Source organism: Arthrobacter sp. HY1533 (genome assembly GCF_027568515.1).
GTDB lineage: Bacteria > Actinomycetota > Actinomycetes > Actinomycetales > Micrococcaceae > Specibacter.
This window is the reverse complement of record NZ_JANKZF010000017.1, coordinates 1-14,595: the sequence shown is the minus strand read 5'-3', so window position 1 is coordinate 14,595 and position 14,595 is coordinate 1. Positions and strand designations below refer to the sequence as shown.

At 66.1% G+C, this 14,595-nt stretch carries 13 protein-coding genes; 6 read left to right on the top strand and 7 right to left on the bottom strand.

Annotated features, from left to right (window positions below; translation table 11 throughout):
• Nucleotides 1-9 precede the first annotated feature (9 nt).
• The 6 genes from PCK14_RS13255 to PCK14_RS13230 all read right to left on the bottom strand — a co-directional run bounded on the left by PCK14_RS13255 (nt 10) and on the right by PCK14_RS13230 (nt 6,604).
• Nucleotides 10-1,551: a sugar ABC transporter ATP-binding protein gene (locus PCK14_RS13255; protein WP_269938979.1), complete on the bottom strand. Its 1,542-nt coding sequence runs from the start codon at nt 1,549-1,551 to the stop codon at nt 10-12.
• Nucleotides 1,552-1,770: 219 nt separating this feature from the next.
• A complete protein-coding gene (locus tag PCK14_RS13250; protein WP_269938978.1) occupies nt 1,771-2,640 on the bottom strand; it encodes an amidohydrolase family protein in 870 nt (289 codons plus the stop codon).
• Nucleotides 2,633-3,601, bottom strand: coding sequence for an aldo/keto reductase (locus PCK14_RS13245; protein ID WP_269938977.1), 969 nt, complete (start codon nt 3,599-3,601; stop codon nt 2,633-2,635). The genes PCK14_RS13250 and PCK14_RS13245 overlap by 8 nt, the downstream gene beginning before the upstream one ends.
• Complete coding sequence (locus PCK14_RS13240) at nt 3,598-3,912, bottom strand: L-rhamnose mutarotase (RefSeq protein WP_269938976.1); 315 nt, start codon at nt 3,910-3,912, stop codon at nt 3,598-3,600. The genes PCK14_RS13245 and PCK14_RS13240 overlap by 4 nt, the downstream gene beginning before the upstream one ends.
• Nucleotides 3,909-5,243 carry an alpha-L-fucosidase gene (locus PCK14_RS13235; RefSeq protein WP_269938975.1) on the bottom strand — a complete coding sequence of 445 codons (1,335 nt, stop codon included), beginning with the start codon at nt 5,241-5,243 and terminating at the stop codon, nt 3,909-3,911. Before PCK14_RS13235 ends, PCK14_RS13240 begins: the two co-directional genes overlap by 4 nt.
• 2 nt (nt 5,244-5,245) lie before the next feature.
• Nucleotides 5,246-6,604 (bottom strand): enolase C-terminal domain-like protein, encoded by a 1,359-nt coding sequence (locus PCK14_RS13230; RefSeq protein WP_269938974.1) that lies wholly within the window; start codon nt 6,602-6,604, stop codon nt 5,246-5,248.
• A gap of 206 nt (nt 6,605-6,810) precedes the next feature.
• On the opposite strand from PCK14_RS13230, the gene PCK14_RS13225 reads away from it, so the two are divergent.
• Nucleotides 6,811-7,698: a fumarylacetoacetate hydrolase family protein gene (locus PCK14_RS13225; RefSeq protein WP_269938973.1), complete on the top strand. Its 888-nt coding sequence runs from the start codon at nt 6,811-6,813 to the stop codon at nt 7,696-7,698.
• The gene (locus PCK14_RS13220; RefSeq protein ID WP_269938972.1) at nt 7,695-8,453 is read left to right on the top strand and encodes an SDR family NAD(P)-dependent oxidoreductase; all 759 of its coding nucleotides are present in this window, start codon (nt 7,695-7,697) and stop codon (nt 8,451-8,453) included. Before PCK14_RS13225 ends, PCK14_RS13220 begins: the two co-directional genes overlap by 4 nt.
• Nucleotides 8,454-8,592: 139 nt before the next feature.
• Here the strand turns inward: PCK14_RS13220 and PCK14_RS13215 are convergent, their stop codons facing one another.
• Nucleotides 8,593-10,743, bottom strand: a complete 2,151-nt coding sequence (locus PCK14_RS13215) for a RecQ family ATP-dependent DNA helicase (protein WP_269938971.1) — start codon at nt 10,741-10,743, stop codon at nt 8,593-8,595.
• Nucleotides 10,744-10,839: 96 nt separating this feature from the next.
• Between PCK14_RS13215 and PCK14_RS13210 the strand changes: the two genes are divergently transcribed.
• From PCK14_RS13210 to PCK14_RS13195, 4 genes are all read left to right on the top strand, one after another.
• Nucleotides 10,840-12,258, top strand: coding sequence for a phosphomannomutase/phosphoglucomutase (locus PCK14_RS13210; protein WP_269938970.1), 1,419 nt, complete (start codon nt 10,840-10,842; stop codon nt 12,256-12,258).
• Between the two features lie 74 nt (nt 12,259-12,332).
• A complete protein-coding gene (locus tag PCK14_RS13205) occupies nt 12,333-12,788 on the top strand; it encodes a hypothetical protein (RefSeq protein ID WP_269938969.1) in 456 nt (151 codons plus the stop codon).
• A 3-nt stretch (nt 12,789-12,791) separates the two neighbouring features.
• On the top strand, nt 12,792-13,241 hold the full coding sequence (locus PCK14_RS13200) for an RrF2 family transcriptional regulator (RefSeq protein ID WP_269938968.1): 450 nt from the start codon (nt 12,792-12,794) through the stop codon (nt 13,239-13,241).
• A 110-nt stretch (nt 13,242-13,351) separates the two neighbouring features.
• The gene (locus PCK14_RS13195) at nt 13,352-14,524 is read left to right on the top strand and encodes a globin domain-containing protein (protein WP_269938967.1); all 1,173 of its coding nucleotides are present in this window, start codon (nt 13,352-13,354) and stop codon (nt 14,522-14,524) included.
• Nucleotides 14,525-14,595: the final 71 nt, after the last annotated feature.

Here is a 14,595-nt window from a genome sequence, read left to right as displayed (position 1 = left end):
GTTTCTTTCTTACTTTGTGGAGAGCGAAGCGCTCGGGAGCGGTGTCAGGACGGCACCTTCAATGTTTTGTGTGGCCAGTTCCATGATGTTTTCCTGGTTGGCCTCGGCGTTGGAGAGGAAACCGGTGAGCCGGCCTTCGCTCATCACGGCAATGCGGTGGGACAGGCGCAGCACCTCGGGCAGTTCCGAGGAGATCATGATGATGGACTTGCCCTGGGCCACGAGGTCGTTCAGGAGGGTGTAAATCTCCTCCTTGGCGCCGACGTCGATGCCGCGGGTGGGCTCGTCGAAAATCAGGATGTCGCAGTCCTTGACCAGCCACTTGGCAATGACAATCTTTTGCTGGTTGCCGCCGGAGAGGTTCTTGGCGATCTGGGCGCTGGAAGGCGTTTTGATGCGCAGCTTGTCAATGTAGGTGGAGGCCATGGACTTCATGGCCTTGTCGTTGAGCACGCCCATCCGGCTGAACATTTTCAGCGAGCTCAGGGCAATGTTGTCCTTGACGTCGCGCTCCAGCAGCAGGCCAAGGTGCTTGCGGTCCTCGGAGAGGTACCCCACGCCCATGCTGGCGGCCACGGCCGGGTTGCCGATCTCCACCTGCTTGCCGTTGAGCTCAATGGTTCCGGCAGAGATGCGGTCCGCACCCACAATGGCCCGGGCAATTTCGGTGCGTCCGGCGCCCATGAGGCCGGCGAAGCCGAGGATTTCACCCTTGCGCAGCTCGAAGTTGATGTCGCGCAGGAAATCCTTGGTTTCCAGCCCCTGGACCTTCAGCACCACCTCGTCCGACGGCGCATGCGCCTCCGGACGCTGGTTCCCCGAGATTTCGCGGCCCACCATGAGGTTGATGACCTCACGCATGGTGGTCTCGGCCGTGTCCACAGTGTCGATGTATTCGCCGTCGCGAATTACCGTGATGCGGTTGGAGATGGCCTTGAGCTCGTCCATGCGGTGCGAGATGTAGATGACGCCGGTGTCTTTGTTGGTGAAGTTGCGGATCAAATCGTGCAGGGTGGCCACTTCGGCGTCGTTCAGCGCGGCGGTGGGCTCGTCCATGATCAGGATCCGGGACTTGTAGGAAAGAGCCTTGGCGATTTCCACCATCTGCTGCTTGGCCACCGTGAGGTCGCCAACGCGGGCCTTGGGGTCCAGATCGATGTTGATTTTGTCGAACAGCAGGCGCGCCCGGCGGTTCAGTGCCCGTTCGCTCAGGAAGATCCCGGCCGTGCGTGGTTCGCGGCCGATGTAGATGTTCTGGGCCACGGTGAGGTCCTGCATCAGGTTGAATTCCTGGTGGATGATGCTGATGCCGAGTTCCTGTGCGTGCTTGGTTCCCGTGATGGCCACTTCCGTGCCGTCAATTTCAAAGGTGCCCGAGTCCGGCACGTAGATGCCCGAGAGCAGCTTCATGAGCGTTGACTTGCCGGCGCCGTTTTCCCCCACGAGCGCCAGCACTTCGTTGTGGCCCAGGTCCAGCTGCATGTCCGAGAGTGCCTTGACACCAGGGAAGCTCTTGTTCACCCCGGAAATCCGGAGAAGTTTCTTGCTCATTACTGCCTCTCAAAGCCTCACTGATTCAGATCCGACATCAGACCTCTTTGCAGTCTTACACCGACTGTTTTTGGCCAGACCCCTGACTCTGAATCAGCGGCTTTGGCACCATTCCGCGACCCTCTGGGGTGTCGCAGAAACTCAACTTCCAACATGCTATGTTATGCACGCCACATCAAGGCACTTTTCAAGCAAATACATCCGATGTTTACGAAAATGTTACCGACGATAGCTGCGGCTTGCCGTTCCGGACCAGATTTCCTGGGCCTCTGCGGGGGCCAGCTGGTCGAAAAGGCTGGCCGAAACAGCCACTGTCTCGCTGTAGCTCCCGCCCAGCAGGCTCACCGGCCAGTCGCCGCCAAACATGAGCCGCTGCGGGCCGAAGGCCGACAGCGCCACGTCCCACACGCGGGCCAGGGCCGCGGCCGAGAACTCGGCACCGCCGGTGTGCAATCCGGAAACCTTGGCCACGGTATTGGGCTGGGCAGCGACGGCGCGCAGCTGCCGCTCCCATTCGTCCATGTCCTCGGCGCTGCCATCCCGCGGCGGCTTGCCCAGGTGGTCAATGACGATGGGCATTTCCGGGAAGGCCTGGGCCAGGCCCTTCGCCTGGCCCAGGTGCCGGGGGAAGGCGTTGGGGATGTCCAGGGCCAGGCCCGCGGTTTCCAGCAGGGCCAGGGTTTGCCGGACTGCGGGCAAATCCAGCACATCGGCACGGGGGTCGTCGTGGATCAGGGTGCGCACACCGCAGAATGCCGGGTTGGCACCCCACCGATCCAGCAGTTGCGCCGCCCGGGCTGGCTCCTCGAGCGGAAGCCAGCCCACCACACCGGTGATCCATGGGTTCGCGGCCGCGGCGGCCAGCATGGCCTCGGTGTCCGCGGCGGTGTCATCCGCCTGCACCAGGATGGCCTGGTCCACGCCGGCGGCAAACAGTTCCTCCTGTGCCTGCGCCGCCGTGAAGGTGGCATGCAGCATGCCCAGCGACGGGTTGAGCCACGAGTAGCGGCCCTCCCCCAGTTCCCACAAGTGGAGATGGGAGTCAATGCGTCCTTGCGCGGGCCGCTCAGTCACGGGCAACTCAGGCATGGACCAGCCCGGCATCGAGAAGCCCGCGGGAAACGAGTGCGCTCCACAGCTCGGCAGGAATGGTGGCAGCCATGCGCGTAGCGGTCTGGGTGATCTGCTCGGCGTTGGACGCGCCCACCACCACGTTGACCACGGCGGGGTGCGCCTCGGCAAACTGCAGGGCAGCCGCGGGAAGTTCCACGCCAAATTCATCGCAGCAGGCCGCGAGCGCCTTGGCCTTGGCCAGGATGTCCGCGGGCGCCGGCGCATAGTTGTAGTTCGCGTCGTCGGGCACCACGGGCCGGGCCAGCAGGCCGGAGTTGTAGACACCAACGTTCACCACGCCGACGCCCCGGTCCAGGCACAGCGGCAGCAGGTCTGCTGCGGCCGGCTGCTCCAGCAGGGAGTAGCGGCCGGCCAGCATGATCACGTCCAGGTCAGCGGCCAGCACACAATCGCGCAGCGCCGCCGAGGAGTTGGACCCAACACCAATGGCCGCAACCAGGCCCTCGGAGCGCAGCTTTTCCAGGGCAGGCAGGGCCTGGCTGATGCCGGCCTCGAGGTCGTAGACGTCTGGGTCGTGCAGGTAGGCGATGTCGATCCGGTCCAGGCCGGTTCGCTCCAGCGAATCCTCAATGCTGCGGCGGATGCCGGCCTCGGAGGGGTCCCAGCGCCGCACCACGTCGGCGGGCACATCGAAGCCCTGGGTGTCCTTGGCCCCGGAGGGGTTCTCCGCGGGATCCAGGATCCGCCCCACCTTGGTGGAAATGACAAATTCATCCCGCGGCTTGGTGGCCAGGAACGCGCCCAGTCGGCGTTCGGACAGGCCCAGGCCGTAGTGCGGGGCCGTGTCGAAGTACCTGATGCCGGCGTCCCAGCCGGCCGCCATGGCGGCGGCAGCAACGCCGTCGTCCATGGCGCGGTAGAGGTTTCCAATGCCGGCGGCACCAAAGCCCAGCCGGCCGAGTTCGGGCACGCTCATGGCAGTTCCCACACCTTCGACAGGCCCGAGTCGGAGCCGGAGTAGTCGTCTTCGACTTCCAGCAGCCCGGACATGACTTCCTGCCATGCAATGTTGACCGGGTCCGCGGCCATCTTCAGGCGCATGGCCTGGTAGTCGTCAACCTCCACGACGTGGAAGAGCTCGCGGCCGCTGCGCCAGATGTTCCAGCCGGTGACGCCGGCGGCGCGCAGGGCGGCATCGAGCTCGTCGCTGATGCGCGCGTGCACGGCCTCGTACTCTGCCTCCTTGCCCGGCTTGAGCCGGGTATGAAGGGCGATCTTCTGGGTCACGGGAGCTCACTTTCGTCGTTCAGGAACAGTTCAATGACAGGCACAGCAACGCCGGGGCGCTGCACGGGCAGCTTCAGGGTCAGGGTGCCGGGTGCCTGGCCTGCCGGCGTCATGTGCCCGGCTTCCTGCCCCGGGTCCAGCACCATCATGGCAACTTCGGATGCGTCGTTCAGCAGCTGAGCGTAGCGGACTTTTCCGGCCAGGCCGGGCAGGTGCACAAACTGGAACGGCCAAACGAACAGGTGCGCGTAGAGGCGGTTGCCGCGGCGCGTGTAGCGCACGTCCGACGGCGGCGCCAGGGATGTGGCAACGGCTCCGTAGATGGACCTGCCGTGGACGCGCATCCACTGGCCCATGCCGGACAGGGCCTCGTGGGCTCTGGCATCGATCTCGCCGCGGGCCGTGGGGCCAACGTTGAGCAGCAGGTTCCCGCCCTTGGAGACGCCGTCAATGAGCATGCGCACCAAGAGGTCGGCGGACTTGTAGTCCAGGTTGTCCCGGTCGTAGCCCCAGCTTCCGTTGAGGGTCTGGCAGGCTTCCCACGGGACAAGCTTGTCCCCGCTCACCATGGCCCCGGCGGGCTGGTACTGCTCCGGGGTGACAAAGTCACCGGGGATGTCCAGCCGGTCGTTGACAACAATGCCGGGCTGGAGCTCGCGGATCATGCCCATGAGCTCCTCGGAACCCCAGTCCGCCCGGCCCTTGCCGGGGAACTTGGTCCCGGCCGAGGCCGTGCCGCCCACTTCCGGATAGGAGAAGTCAAAGAACAGGTAGTCGATCTGCCCGTAGTTGCTCAGCAGTTCCCGCACCTGGCCGTGGAGGTATTCCCGGTACTTGGCGCCGTCGCGGGTCTTGTTGATCTCAAAGGCATCAGGGTTGTCCCGGTCGGCGTGGTTGCCGTCGATGGCAAAGTCGGGATGGTGCCAGTCAATGAAGGAGTGGTAGAAGCCAACCTTGAGCCCGGCCTCGCGCAGCGCGGCAACGTACGGGGTGAGCAGGTCCTTGCCGTAGGGCGTGTTGGTGGCCTTGTAGTCGGTCAGCGCCGAGTCCCACAGGCAGAAACCGTCGTGGTGCTTGGTTGTCAGCACCACGTACTTCATGCCGGCGTTCTTGGCTGCCGCCGCCCATTCGCGGGGGTCGTAGAGGTCCGGGTCAAAGTGCTCAAAGTACTTGCGGTACTCGCCCACGCTGATGCTTTCGCGGTACATGACCCATTCGTGCCGGGCGGCCAGGGAGTACAGGCCCCAGTGCACAAACATGCCGAAGCGGTCCTGGGTGAACCACGGGGCGTGGGGGATGACAACCTGGCCGGCCGCGCTCTGCTGTGTCATGGCTAGACCAGTTCCTTGTGCCCGGCCCCTGCAACGGCGTCGGCGTCTGCGTTGGCTGCGGCGTCGGCCAGCCAGAAACCGCCGTCCGGGAAGGTGTATTCAGCCACGGAGGCTGCGTGCATTTCGCTTCCGCCGCCGGGGGCCAGGGGCGGCCAGTAGCAGCCGTCATGGACGTCGATGGGGGTGACAAAGTGCTCGTGGAGGTGGTCCACGAACTCGATCATGCGGTCTTCCTTCTGGCCGGAGACGGCAACGAAGTCAAACATGGACAGGTGCTGGACCGCCTCGCACAGGCCAACGCCGCCGGCATGCGGGCAGACGCGGACACCGAACTTGGCGGCCAGCAGCAAGATGGCGATGTTTTCGTTCACGCCGGCCACGCGTGCGGCGTCGATCTGCAGGACCTGCAGGGAGTTGGCCTGCAGCATCTGCTTGAAGACAACACGGTTCTGCACGTGCTCGCCGGTTGCCACCGGGATGGGTGCAACGCCGCGGGCAATGGCTGCGTGGCCCAGGATGTCATCCGGGCTGGTGGGCTCTTCAATCCAGGCGATGTCGAACGGAGCCAGGTGTTTCATCCACTCGATGGCCTGCTCCACGTCCCAGCGCTGGTTGGCGTCCACGGCAATCTTGATATCAGGCCCGACTGCGGCACGTGCGGCACGCAGGCGGCGCACGTCGTCGTCCAGGTCGGCTCCGACCTTCAGCTTGATCTGCTTGAAGCCATCGGCGATCGCCTCGTGGGCCAGGCGGGTCAGCTTCTCATCGGAGTAGCCCAACCAGCCGGGGGTGGTGGTGTATCCCGGGTAGCCCTCGGCCAGCAGGGTGGCCATGCGACCTTCACGGCCTGACTCGGCCTTGCGCAGGATTTCCAGGGCCTCTTCGGGGGTGAGTGCATCGCTGAGGTAGCGGAAGTCCACCAGGTTGACGAGTTCTTCGGGGGTCATGCTTGCCAGCAGTTTCCACAGCGGCAGGCCGGCACGCTTGGCTTTGAGGTCCCACAGGGCGTTGGTCACGGCCCCGATGGCCATGTGCATGACGCCCTTCTCCGGACCAAGCCAGCGCAGCTGGGAGTCGTTGATGAACTCCTTGTAGGTGGTGCCCATGTCCGCGAGCAGCTCTTCGACGTTGCGGCCCATCAAGTACGGAGTCAGCGCCTTGATGGCGGCCGTCTCCACGTCGTTGCCGCGGCCAATGGTGAACACAAAGCCGTGGCCCTCGTGCCCGTCGCCACTGTCGGTGACCACCCGCAGGTAGGCCGCCGAGTAGTCCGGGTCCGGGTTCATGGCGTCGGAGCCGTCCAGGTCCCGGGACGTTGGAAAACGTACGTCGCTGGTTTCAACGGCGATGATGGTGCTCACAGGCGCTCCCTTGGGAAGAGGTTGAATCACTGAAAAGTTGACTCAAGCTAAACATCCGATGTTTTTCGTGTCAATATTGGCCGTAATGAAGCAATGGCGGCCCCTTGTGGGTAAAGTTTCCATAAAGCTCAGATGTTAAGGCCCGTCTGGGGTCACCAAACTATCGATGGTCGCGCACCTTGCGGCCGCAGAGGAATACGAATTTCATGAAGATTGCACGCCTTGGCGGGCAGGGACGGGAAATTCCCGTCGTCATTGCCGCCGACTCCAACGGAACCGAGCAAAGCTACGACGCACGTCCCGTCACAGCAGAGATTGACGGCGCATTCCTGGCCAATGACGGCCTGGCCGCGCTGCGCACCGCACTGGAAAACGGCACCCTCCCCGTGCTGGAAAACGCGGCCGAGCTGCGCATCGGCTCCCCCATTGCACGCCCCAACAACGTCATCTGCATCGGCATGAACTACGCCGCGCACGCGGCCGAGTCCGGCGCCCTGCCGCCGACGATTCCCGTGGTTTTCCTGAAGCCGAACAACACCGTTGCCGGGCCTTTCGACGCATCCCCGATCCCTCCCCTGTCGGCAAAGTACGACTGGGAAGTTGAGCTGGGCATCGTTGTGGGCCGCGAGGTCTCCTACCTTTCCGATGTCGCCGAGGCAGCCGACGCCGTCGCCGGTTACGTCATCGCCAACGACCTCTCCGAGCGCGAATACCAGATCCCGGGTGCCGCAGGCCAGTGGACCAAGGGCAAGTCCCTGCCCAAGTCCACCCCCCTGGGTCCCTGGCTGGTCCCCGCCGACGAGGTTGACGCAAACAAGCTGCAGCTCAAGAGCTGGGTCAATGGCGAGATTCGCCAGGACTCCAACACCTCGGACCTGATCTTCGATGTGCCCACGATCATCCACCACCTCTCCCAGTACATGGTGCTGGAAGCCGGCGATGTCATCCTGACCGGCACGCCGGAAGGAGTGGCCCTCTCCGGCCGCTTCCCCTACATCCAGGACGGCGACGTCGTCGAAGTTGAAATTGAAGGACTTGGCCGCCAGCGCCAGGAATTCTTCCGCGCAGGCACCGCCGCCAAGGAGGCACAATGAGCCAGGAACTAGCCAACCTCACAGCAGTCGTCACCGGTGGCGCATCCGGAATCGGCGCCGCCATTGCCGCGAAGCTGCAGTCCATGGGTGCACAGGTTTCCGTCCTTGACCTGAACCCCCAGGACCTCCCGGAGGGCCAGATCGGCTTTGCCTGCGACGTCTCCGACGACGCCAGCGTCAAGGCCGCCATCGCCGGCACCGTCGAGGCCTTCGGCGGCGTGGACATTGTTGTCAACAATGCAGGCATCGGCGCCATCGGCACCGTGGAAACCAACGACGACGCCGAATGGGCGCGCGTCTGGAACATCAACGTGGTGGGCATGGTACGGGTTTCCCGCGCCGCACTGCCGCACCTGCGCAAGTCCTCCGGTGCCGCGATTGTGAACATCTGCTCCATCGCAGCAACCGCCGGCCTGCCGGCGCGTGCGTTGTACTCGGCAACCAAGGGTGCTGTGCTGTCGCTGACCCAGGCCATGGCGGCCGACCACCTCCGCGAAGGCGTCCGCGTCAACTGCGTCAACCCGGGCACGGCAGACACCCCCTGGGTGGGCCGCCTCCTGGACCAGGCCGACGATCCCGCCGCAGAGCGCGCAGCCCTGAACGCCCGCCAGCCGCATGGCCGCCTCGTGGCAGCCGATGAAGTAGCCGGCGCCGTGGCCTACCTGGCCAGCCCGTTGTCCGGTTCCACCACGGGCACCTCGATTGCGGTCGACGGCGGCATGCAGGCCCTGCGCCTGCGCCCGGTCGAGGCGTAGCAACGCCGCATCACCTGATGCACGTTTTCAGGCAACGCCGCACCACCCTTGGTGGTGCGGCGTTGCTGTTTTTTCGACGTTAAGTGATGCGGCGTTGGGATTTTTCGTGCGTTGTGTGATGCGGCGTTGGCCGTTGGGGCTAGCCGGCCTGGGCGAGCACCAGCGGCAGGACCTGCTCGGCGCCGGCCAGTCGCAGAGCGCGGCCGGCCACGGTGATGGACCAGCGGCTGTCCACGAGGTCATCGAGCAGCAGCACCGGCCCGGGCGGGCAGGCGGCGAGCGCGGCGGCCAGCTCCGGCCCCACGGCGAACCTGTCCCAGACCCCGGCCAGGCGGTAGGCACTGTTGCCGCCGCGCTGGCCCGTGGGCCCGCCAAACTCCAGTGACAGCTCGCCCAGGAGCGGCAACCGCCCGATCTCACTGATGGCCTGGGCAAAGGACTGCAGGAGCACGGGCTTGTTCCGCGAGGGCATGGCAACCACGGCGACGGGCCGTCCCGCCCCTTCCCAGCCGGCTGCACCCCATTCGCGCAGCACATCAACAACCGCGCGGGCCATGGCCGGATCGATGGGCGCATCCGGGGCGCCGGCGGCGAACATGGCCCGCAGCGAGTTGCCCCAGCCCAGGTCCGTGAGCCTGGCCAGGATGCGGCCGCCGGCCACGAGTTCCCCTGCCTTCAGCTTTCCCTTGACCGGCACGCCGAGGCGGTCCATGCCGGTGGGCCACATGGCCCGTGGTTCCAGGGGCAGGCCCGCATGCTTGAGCGACTCACCGGCAGCCTCGGCGGCGCTGGAGCGGACGTCGCTGGCAAACCAGCGCCCCGCGCAGTTGTCGCAACGCCCGCACGGGGACGCCGTTTCGTCGTCGAGCGCCGCTGCGAGGTACTCCATGCGGCATCCGGACATGCGCTCGTACTCCACCATGGACTGCTGCTCATCGATGCGGGCCTGCGCGATGCGGCGGTACCTTTCCTCGTCGTAGCTCCACGGCTGGCCCGTGGACTCCCAGCCGCCGGAGACGCGGCGTACGGCGCCATCCACGGCCAGGACCTTGAGCAGGAGCTCCAGCGGGGTGCGGCGCAGGTCCACCCGGGCCTCGAGGGCGGGCGTGGACATGGGCCGGGGCGACTCCCCCAACGCGGTCAGCACGGCCATGGCCTTCTCCTGGTCGGGCATGGACGCCGTGGCAAAGTACCGCCAGATTTCCGCGTCCTCCGTGCCGGGCAGCAGCAGGACGTCGGCGTTGGCGCTGCCACGGCCGGCACGGCCCACCTGCTGGTAGTAGGCAACGGGCGACGACGGGGCGCCGAGGTGGACCACGAAACCCAGGTCCGGCTTGTCGAAACCCATGCCGAGGGCACTGGTGGCCACGAGCGCCTTGACCTGGTTGTTTTTCAGGGCCTCTTCAAGGGCCTCCCGGTCCATGGTGTCGGTGCGCCCCGTGTAGGCCTTGACCACGTGGCCGGCCTCAGCCAGCAGCCGGGCGGTGTCTTCCGCGGCAGAGACCGTCAGCGTGTAGATGATGCCGCTGCCGGGCAGCTCGGCCAGGTGGGTCAGCAGCCACCCCAGCCTGTCCCGTGAATCGGCAAGGCGCAGCACGCCCAGGCGCAGCGACTCGCGGGCCAGGGGCCCGCGGATGGTAAACACGCCGGTGCCCAGCTGTTCCTCAATGTCCGCCACCACGCGGGAGTTGGCCGTGGCGGTCGTGGCCAGGACGGGCACGGAGGCTGGCAGCCGGGCGATCAAGTCCGCGATGCGGCGGTAGTCAGGCCGGAAGTCGTGGCCCCAGTCGGAGATGCAGTGAGCCTCATCGACCACCAGCAGCCCAGTGCGCTGGACCAGCGCCGGCAATTGGTTTTCCCTGAAGGACGGGTTGGTCAGCCGCTCGGGCGACACCAGGAGCACATCCACCTCGTCGGCAGCCAGGGCCTCCGAGACGAGCCCCCAATCGGTGGCGTTGGCCGAGTTGATGGCCATGGCACGCACGCCGGCGCGTTCGGCGGCCGCCACTTGGTCGCGCATGAGCGCCAGCAGGGGCGAGACGATCAGGGTGGGGCCGGCGCCGCGGGCGCGCAGCAACAGCGACGCCACAAAGTACACGGCCGACTTGCCCCAGCCGGTGCGCTGGACCACCAGGGCGCGGCGGCCGCCGTCGACCAATGCCTCGATGGCCTCGTACTGCCCGTCGTGGAAGTCGGCATCCGGCCTGCCCACCAGCGCCCGAAGCACTTCCAGGGCCTGGGCCCGGGTTTCGGTGTGGTCTGCGGCCAGGTGTGCTGCTTGGGTTGTCATGCCCTCCAGTATTCCAGCGGGCGCCGACAACTGGACGCCCCGCTCGGAGATGTGTGGATAACCGGCGCCGCAGGGGCCCGACGGTAGGATAGTTAGGTGACTACTGAAGATACTTCGCCGGTTGACCTGTCCACTTCGTTCAAGGCATACGACGTCCGCGGAATCGTGGGCGAGAGCATCACCACCGAATCCGTGCGGGCCGTCGGCGCCGCGTTCGCGCAGGTGCTGGAGCTGGCCGGCCAGCAGGTCCTGGTGGGCGGCGACATGCGCCCCTCCTCCCCCGAATTCGCGCAGGCGTTCGCCGAGGGTGCCGCCGACCGCGGCGCCAACATCCAGCTGCTGGGCCTGATCTCCACCGACGAACTGTACTTTGCCTCCGGCGCGCTCAAGGCCGCAGGCGTGATGTTCACGGCCAGCCACAACCCGGCCGAGTACAACGGCATGAAGATGACCCGCGCCGGCGCCGTGCCGCTGTCCTCCGAGACCGGCCTGGCCGAAATCCGCGACCTCGCCCAGTCCTATCTCAACGACGGCCTTCCCACCCCGGTTGCCACACCCGGAACCGTGGGCTCCGCCGATGTCCTCAAGGACTACTCTGAGTACCTGCGCAAGCTCGTTGACCTCTCCGGCTCGCGGCCCCTGAAGATTGTGGTTGACGCCGGCAACGGCATGGCCGGCCTGACCACCCCGGCCGTGCTGGGCGGCGAACTGCTCGAAGGGCTGCCTTTTGAGATTGTGCCGCTCTACTTCGAGCTGGACGGCACCTTCCCCAACCACCCGGCCAACCCGCTGGAGCCGGCCAACCTGGTGGACCTGCAGGCCGCCGTGGTGGCCCACGGCGCCGACATCGGCCTGGCCTTCGACGGCGACGCCGACCGCTGCTTTGTCATTGACGAACTCGGCGCACCCGTCTCCCCCTCCGCCGTCACGGCCCTCGTGGCCCGGCGCGAGATCGCCCGCGTCAAGGCCCTGGGCGAGGAACACCCCACCGTGATCCACAACCTGATCACCTCCCGCGCCGTGCCCGAACTGATCGAGCACGACGGCGGCCGGGCCGTGCGCACGCGCGTGGGCCACTCCTTCATCAAGGCCACCATGGCCGAAGAGGGCGCCGTCTTCGGCGGGGAGCACTCCGCGCACTACTACTTCCGCGACTTCTTCAACGCAGACACCGGCATGCTCGCCGCCATGCACGTCCTGGCCGCCCTGGGCGAGCAGGACGGGCCGCTGTCCGAGCTGGGCCGCGAATACGAGCCCTACTCCTCCAGCGGCGAGATCAACTCGCAGCTGGCCGACGTCCCGGCAGCCGTGGCCCGCGTCCGCGCAGCCTACACGCGCGAGGACGTGGAGGTCGACGAGCTTGACGGAGTGACGTTCACGGCCAAGGACGGCAAGTGGTGGTTCAACCTCCGCGCCTCCAACACGGAGCCGTTCCTGCGCCTGAACGCCGAGGCCGTGGACGCCGCCACCATGACTGAGCTGCGCGACGCCGTCCTGGCCCTGGTGCGCCAGTAGGCAGCCCGCCGCCACGGCAACTGCGTGCCACAGGGCCACCGGCCCATCCCCCACACATCACCAGCAGGAGCATCATGGATACGAACACACCGGCCCAGGCCGAAGCTGAGACGCAGGTCCAGGACGACCTCAACAAGGTCATCGGCACCGCCCTGGGCGTGGCTGGCGAGCAGATCGAGGAGCACGGCGCCTTCCTGCCGGTGGGCCTGGTCCTCACACTGGACGGCGAGCTGAACCTTGTTGCAGTGGCCCCCAACAGCGTGGACGGGGACGAAGAGGTGGAGCTGGACGCCGATGCCATGGTCGCTGACCTGTTCGATGCCCTGGCCAGCCAGCGCGGGCAAAACCGGGCGGCGGCCGTGGTCTGTGACATCCACCTGCCCGAGGACGGGACCGATGCCATCCACGTCATGGCCGAGCACAGCACGGGCATGAGCGTCTCCGTGGTGCGCCCGTACCACCAGTCCGCGGCGGGCTGGGAGTTCGGCGAGCCTTTCCTGGAAGCCGGCGAGACGGCCATCTGGGCCTAGCCCATGCGCATCAACAGCTTTTCCGATGTGAGCCTGCGCCTGCTGATGGTGCTGTCCGCAACCCCGGAAGATGAGCTGCCCACCACGCGTGAACTGGCCGAACAGGTGGGAACGCCCTACAACCATGTCAGCAAGGCCGTGCTCAAACTGGGCCAGATGGGGCTCGTGGAGGCCATCCGCGGCCGCAGCGGGGGTGTGCGCATATCCCCGGACGGCAGGCGCGCCACTGTGGGCCAGGTGCTGCGCGTGCTCGATGACCACAGCGATGTCGCCGGCTGCCAGACCGAGATGGGCCAATGCCCCCTGGTGCACGCGTGCGGGCTGCGCGGTGCACTGAACCACGCAAAGGAGGCGTTCTACGTTTCCCTGGACAACGTCACCATCCACAGCCTGGCCGGCAAGGGCCCCCAGGGGCCAACCGCCGTGACCTTGAGCACATCGCGCCCGGACTGAACCGCGCCAATTCACGCTTGTTCTACGTAACGTAGAAATTGTGGATTAAAAGTAGCATTTCAAATGCTACTTTGGGGTTGTCGCCATGACTTTCACCCAAGGAGTACAAGATGCTTTCGGAAAAATCGCGCCCCGTCATTGTCGCCACGCTGCCCCTCGTGGGATCCAGGCTGGGCGCCATCACCCCGAACTTCTATGGGCGAATGTTCGCCGCGCACCCCGAACTCCTTGACGGCCTGTTCAGCCGCGCCAACCAGAACAACGGCGAGCAGCAGAAGGCCCTGGCCGGCTCCATTGCGGGCTTCGCCTCGGCGCTCGTGGCCAACCCCGACATGGTTCCCGAGACCATGCTCAGCCGCATCGCCCACAAGCACACGGCACTTGGCATCACCGAGGACCAGTACGGCATCGTCTACAAGCACCTCTTCGAGGCCATTGCCGAGGAGCTCTCCGACGTCATCACCGCCGAAATTGCCGAGGCCTGGACCGAGGTCTACTGGCTCATGGCCAACGCGCTCATCAAGATTGAGAAGGGCCTTTACGCCCAGCAAGCCAACGACAAGATGTGGATGCCCTGGACCGTCATTGGGAAGACCCCGGCCGGCACCGACGCCATGACCTTCGTCCTCGCTCCCGCCGACGACACCCCTGTCACGGCCGCCCGCCCCGGCCAGTTCGTCTCCGTCAAGGTTGCCCTGCCCGACGGCCTGCTCCAGTGCCGCCAGTACTCGCTCTCGGCCGATGTGGAATCCACCACCCGACGGGTCTTCACCACCAAGAGGGACGACGGCGGCGAGGTCTCACCTGTGCTGCACAACAACGTGAAGGTCGGGGACGTCGTCGAACTTTCCAACCCCTACGGGGATGTGACGCTCGACGGCGAGGGCCCGGTTGTGTTTGCGACCGCCGGAATTGGCTGCACCCCGTCCGCGTCGGCCCTGCGCTCCCTGGCCAGCACCGGCGGGGACCGTGAGGTCCTTGTGCTGCACGCCGAGAAGAACCTGGCCGCGTGGGCCCTGCGCGAGCAGATGACAGCCGATGTGGACGCGATCGACGGCGCCCGGCTGCAGCTGTGGCTTGAGGAGCCCACCGCCGGTTTCCACAGGGGCTTCATGTCCCTCGAGGGCCTGGACCTGCCGGAGAATGCGTCCATGTATGTGTGCGGCCCGCTGCCGTTCATGAAGGCAATCCGCAACCAGGCGATTGATGCCGGGATCCCCTCCACGAAGATCCACTACGAGGTGTTCGGCCCGGACGTGTGGCTGGCCGGAACCGCCGCTTAGGCGCCACTCCGGCACCTCCTGCGCCAACAAAAGAGGGTCTCGACAGGCTCGACCACCGATGGTCGAGCCTG

What these genes read in the sequence shown, in the direction of transcription:
- PCK14_RS13255 (WP_269938979.1), bottom strand. Translation starts at nt 1,551, where the DNA reads ATGAGCAAGAAACTTCTCCGGATTTCCGGGGTGAACAAGAGCTTCCCT.
- PCK14_RS13250 (WP_269938978.1), bottom strand. Translation starts at nt 2,640, where the DNA reads ATGCCTGAGTTGCCCGTGACTGAGCGGCCCGCGCAAGGACGCATTGAC.
- PCK14_RS13245 (WP_269938977.1), bottom strand. Translation starts at nt 3,601, where the DNA reads ATGAGCGTGCCCGAACTCGGCCGGCTGGGCTTTGGTGCCGCCGGCATT.
- PCK14_RS13235 (WP_269938975.1), bottom strand. Translation starts at nt 5,243, where the DNA reads ATGACACAGCAGAGCGCGGCCGGCCAGGTTGTCATCCCCCACGCCCCG.
- PCK14_RS13225 (WP_269938973.1), top strand. Translation starts at nt 6,811, where the DNA reads ATGAAGATTGCACGCCTTGGCGGGCAGGGACGGGAAATTCCCGTCGTC.
- PCK14_RS13220 (WP_269938972.1), top strand. Translation starts at nt 7,695, where the DNA reads ATGAGCCAGGAACTAGCCAACCTCACAGCAGTCGTCACCGGTGGCGCA.
- PCK14_RS13215 (WP_269938971.1), bottom strand. Translation starts at nt 10,743, where the DNA reads ATGACAACCCAAGCAGCACACCTGGCCGCAGACCACACCGAAACCCGG.
- PCK14_RS13205 (WP_269938969.1), top strand. Translation starts at nt 12,333, where the DNA reads ATGGATACGAACACACCGGCCCAGGCCGAAGCTGAGACGCAGGTCCAG.
- PCK14_RS13200 (WP_269938968.1), top strand. Translation starts at nt 12,792, where the DNA reads ATGCGCATCAACAGCTTTTCCGATGTGAGCCTGCGCCTGCTGATGGTG.
- PCK14_RS13195 (WP_269938967.1), top strand. Translation starts at nt 13,352, where the DNA reads ATGCTTTCGGAAAAATCGCGCCCCGTCATTGTCGCCACGCTGCCCCTC.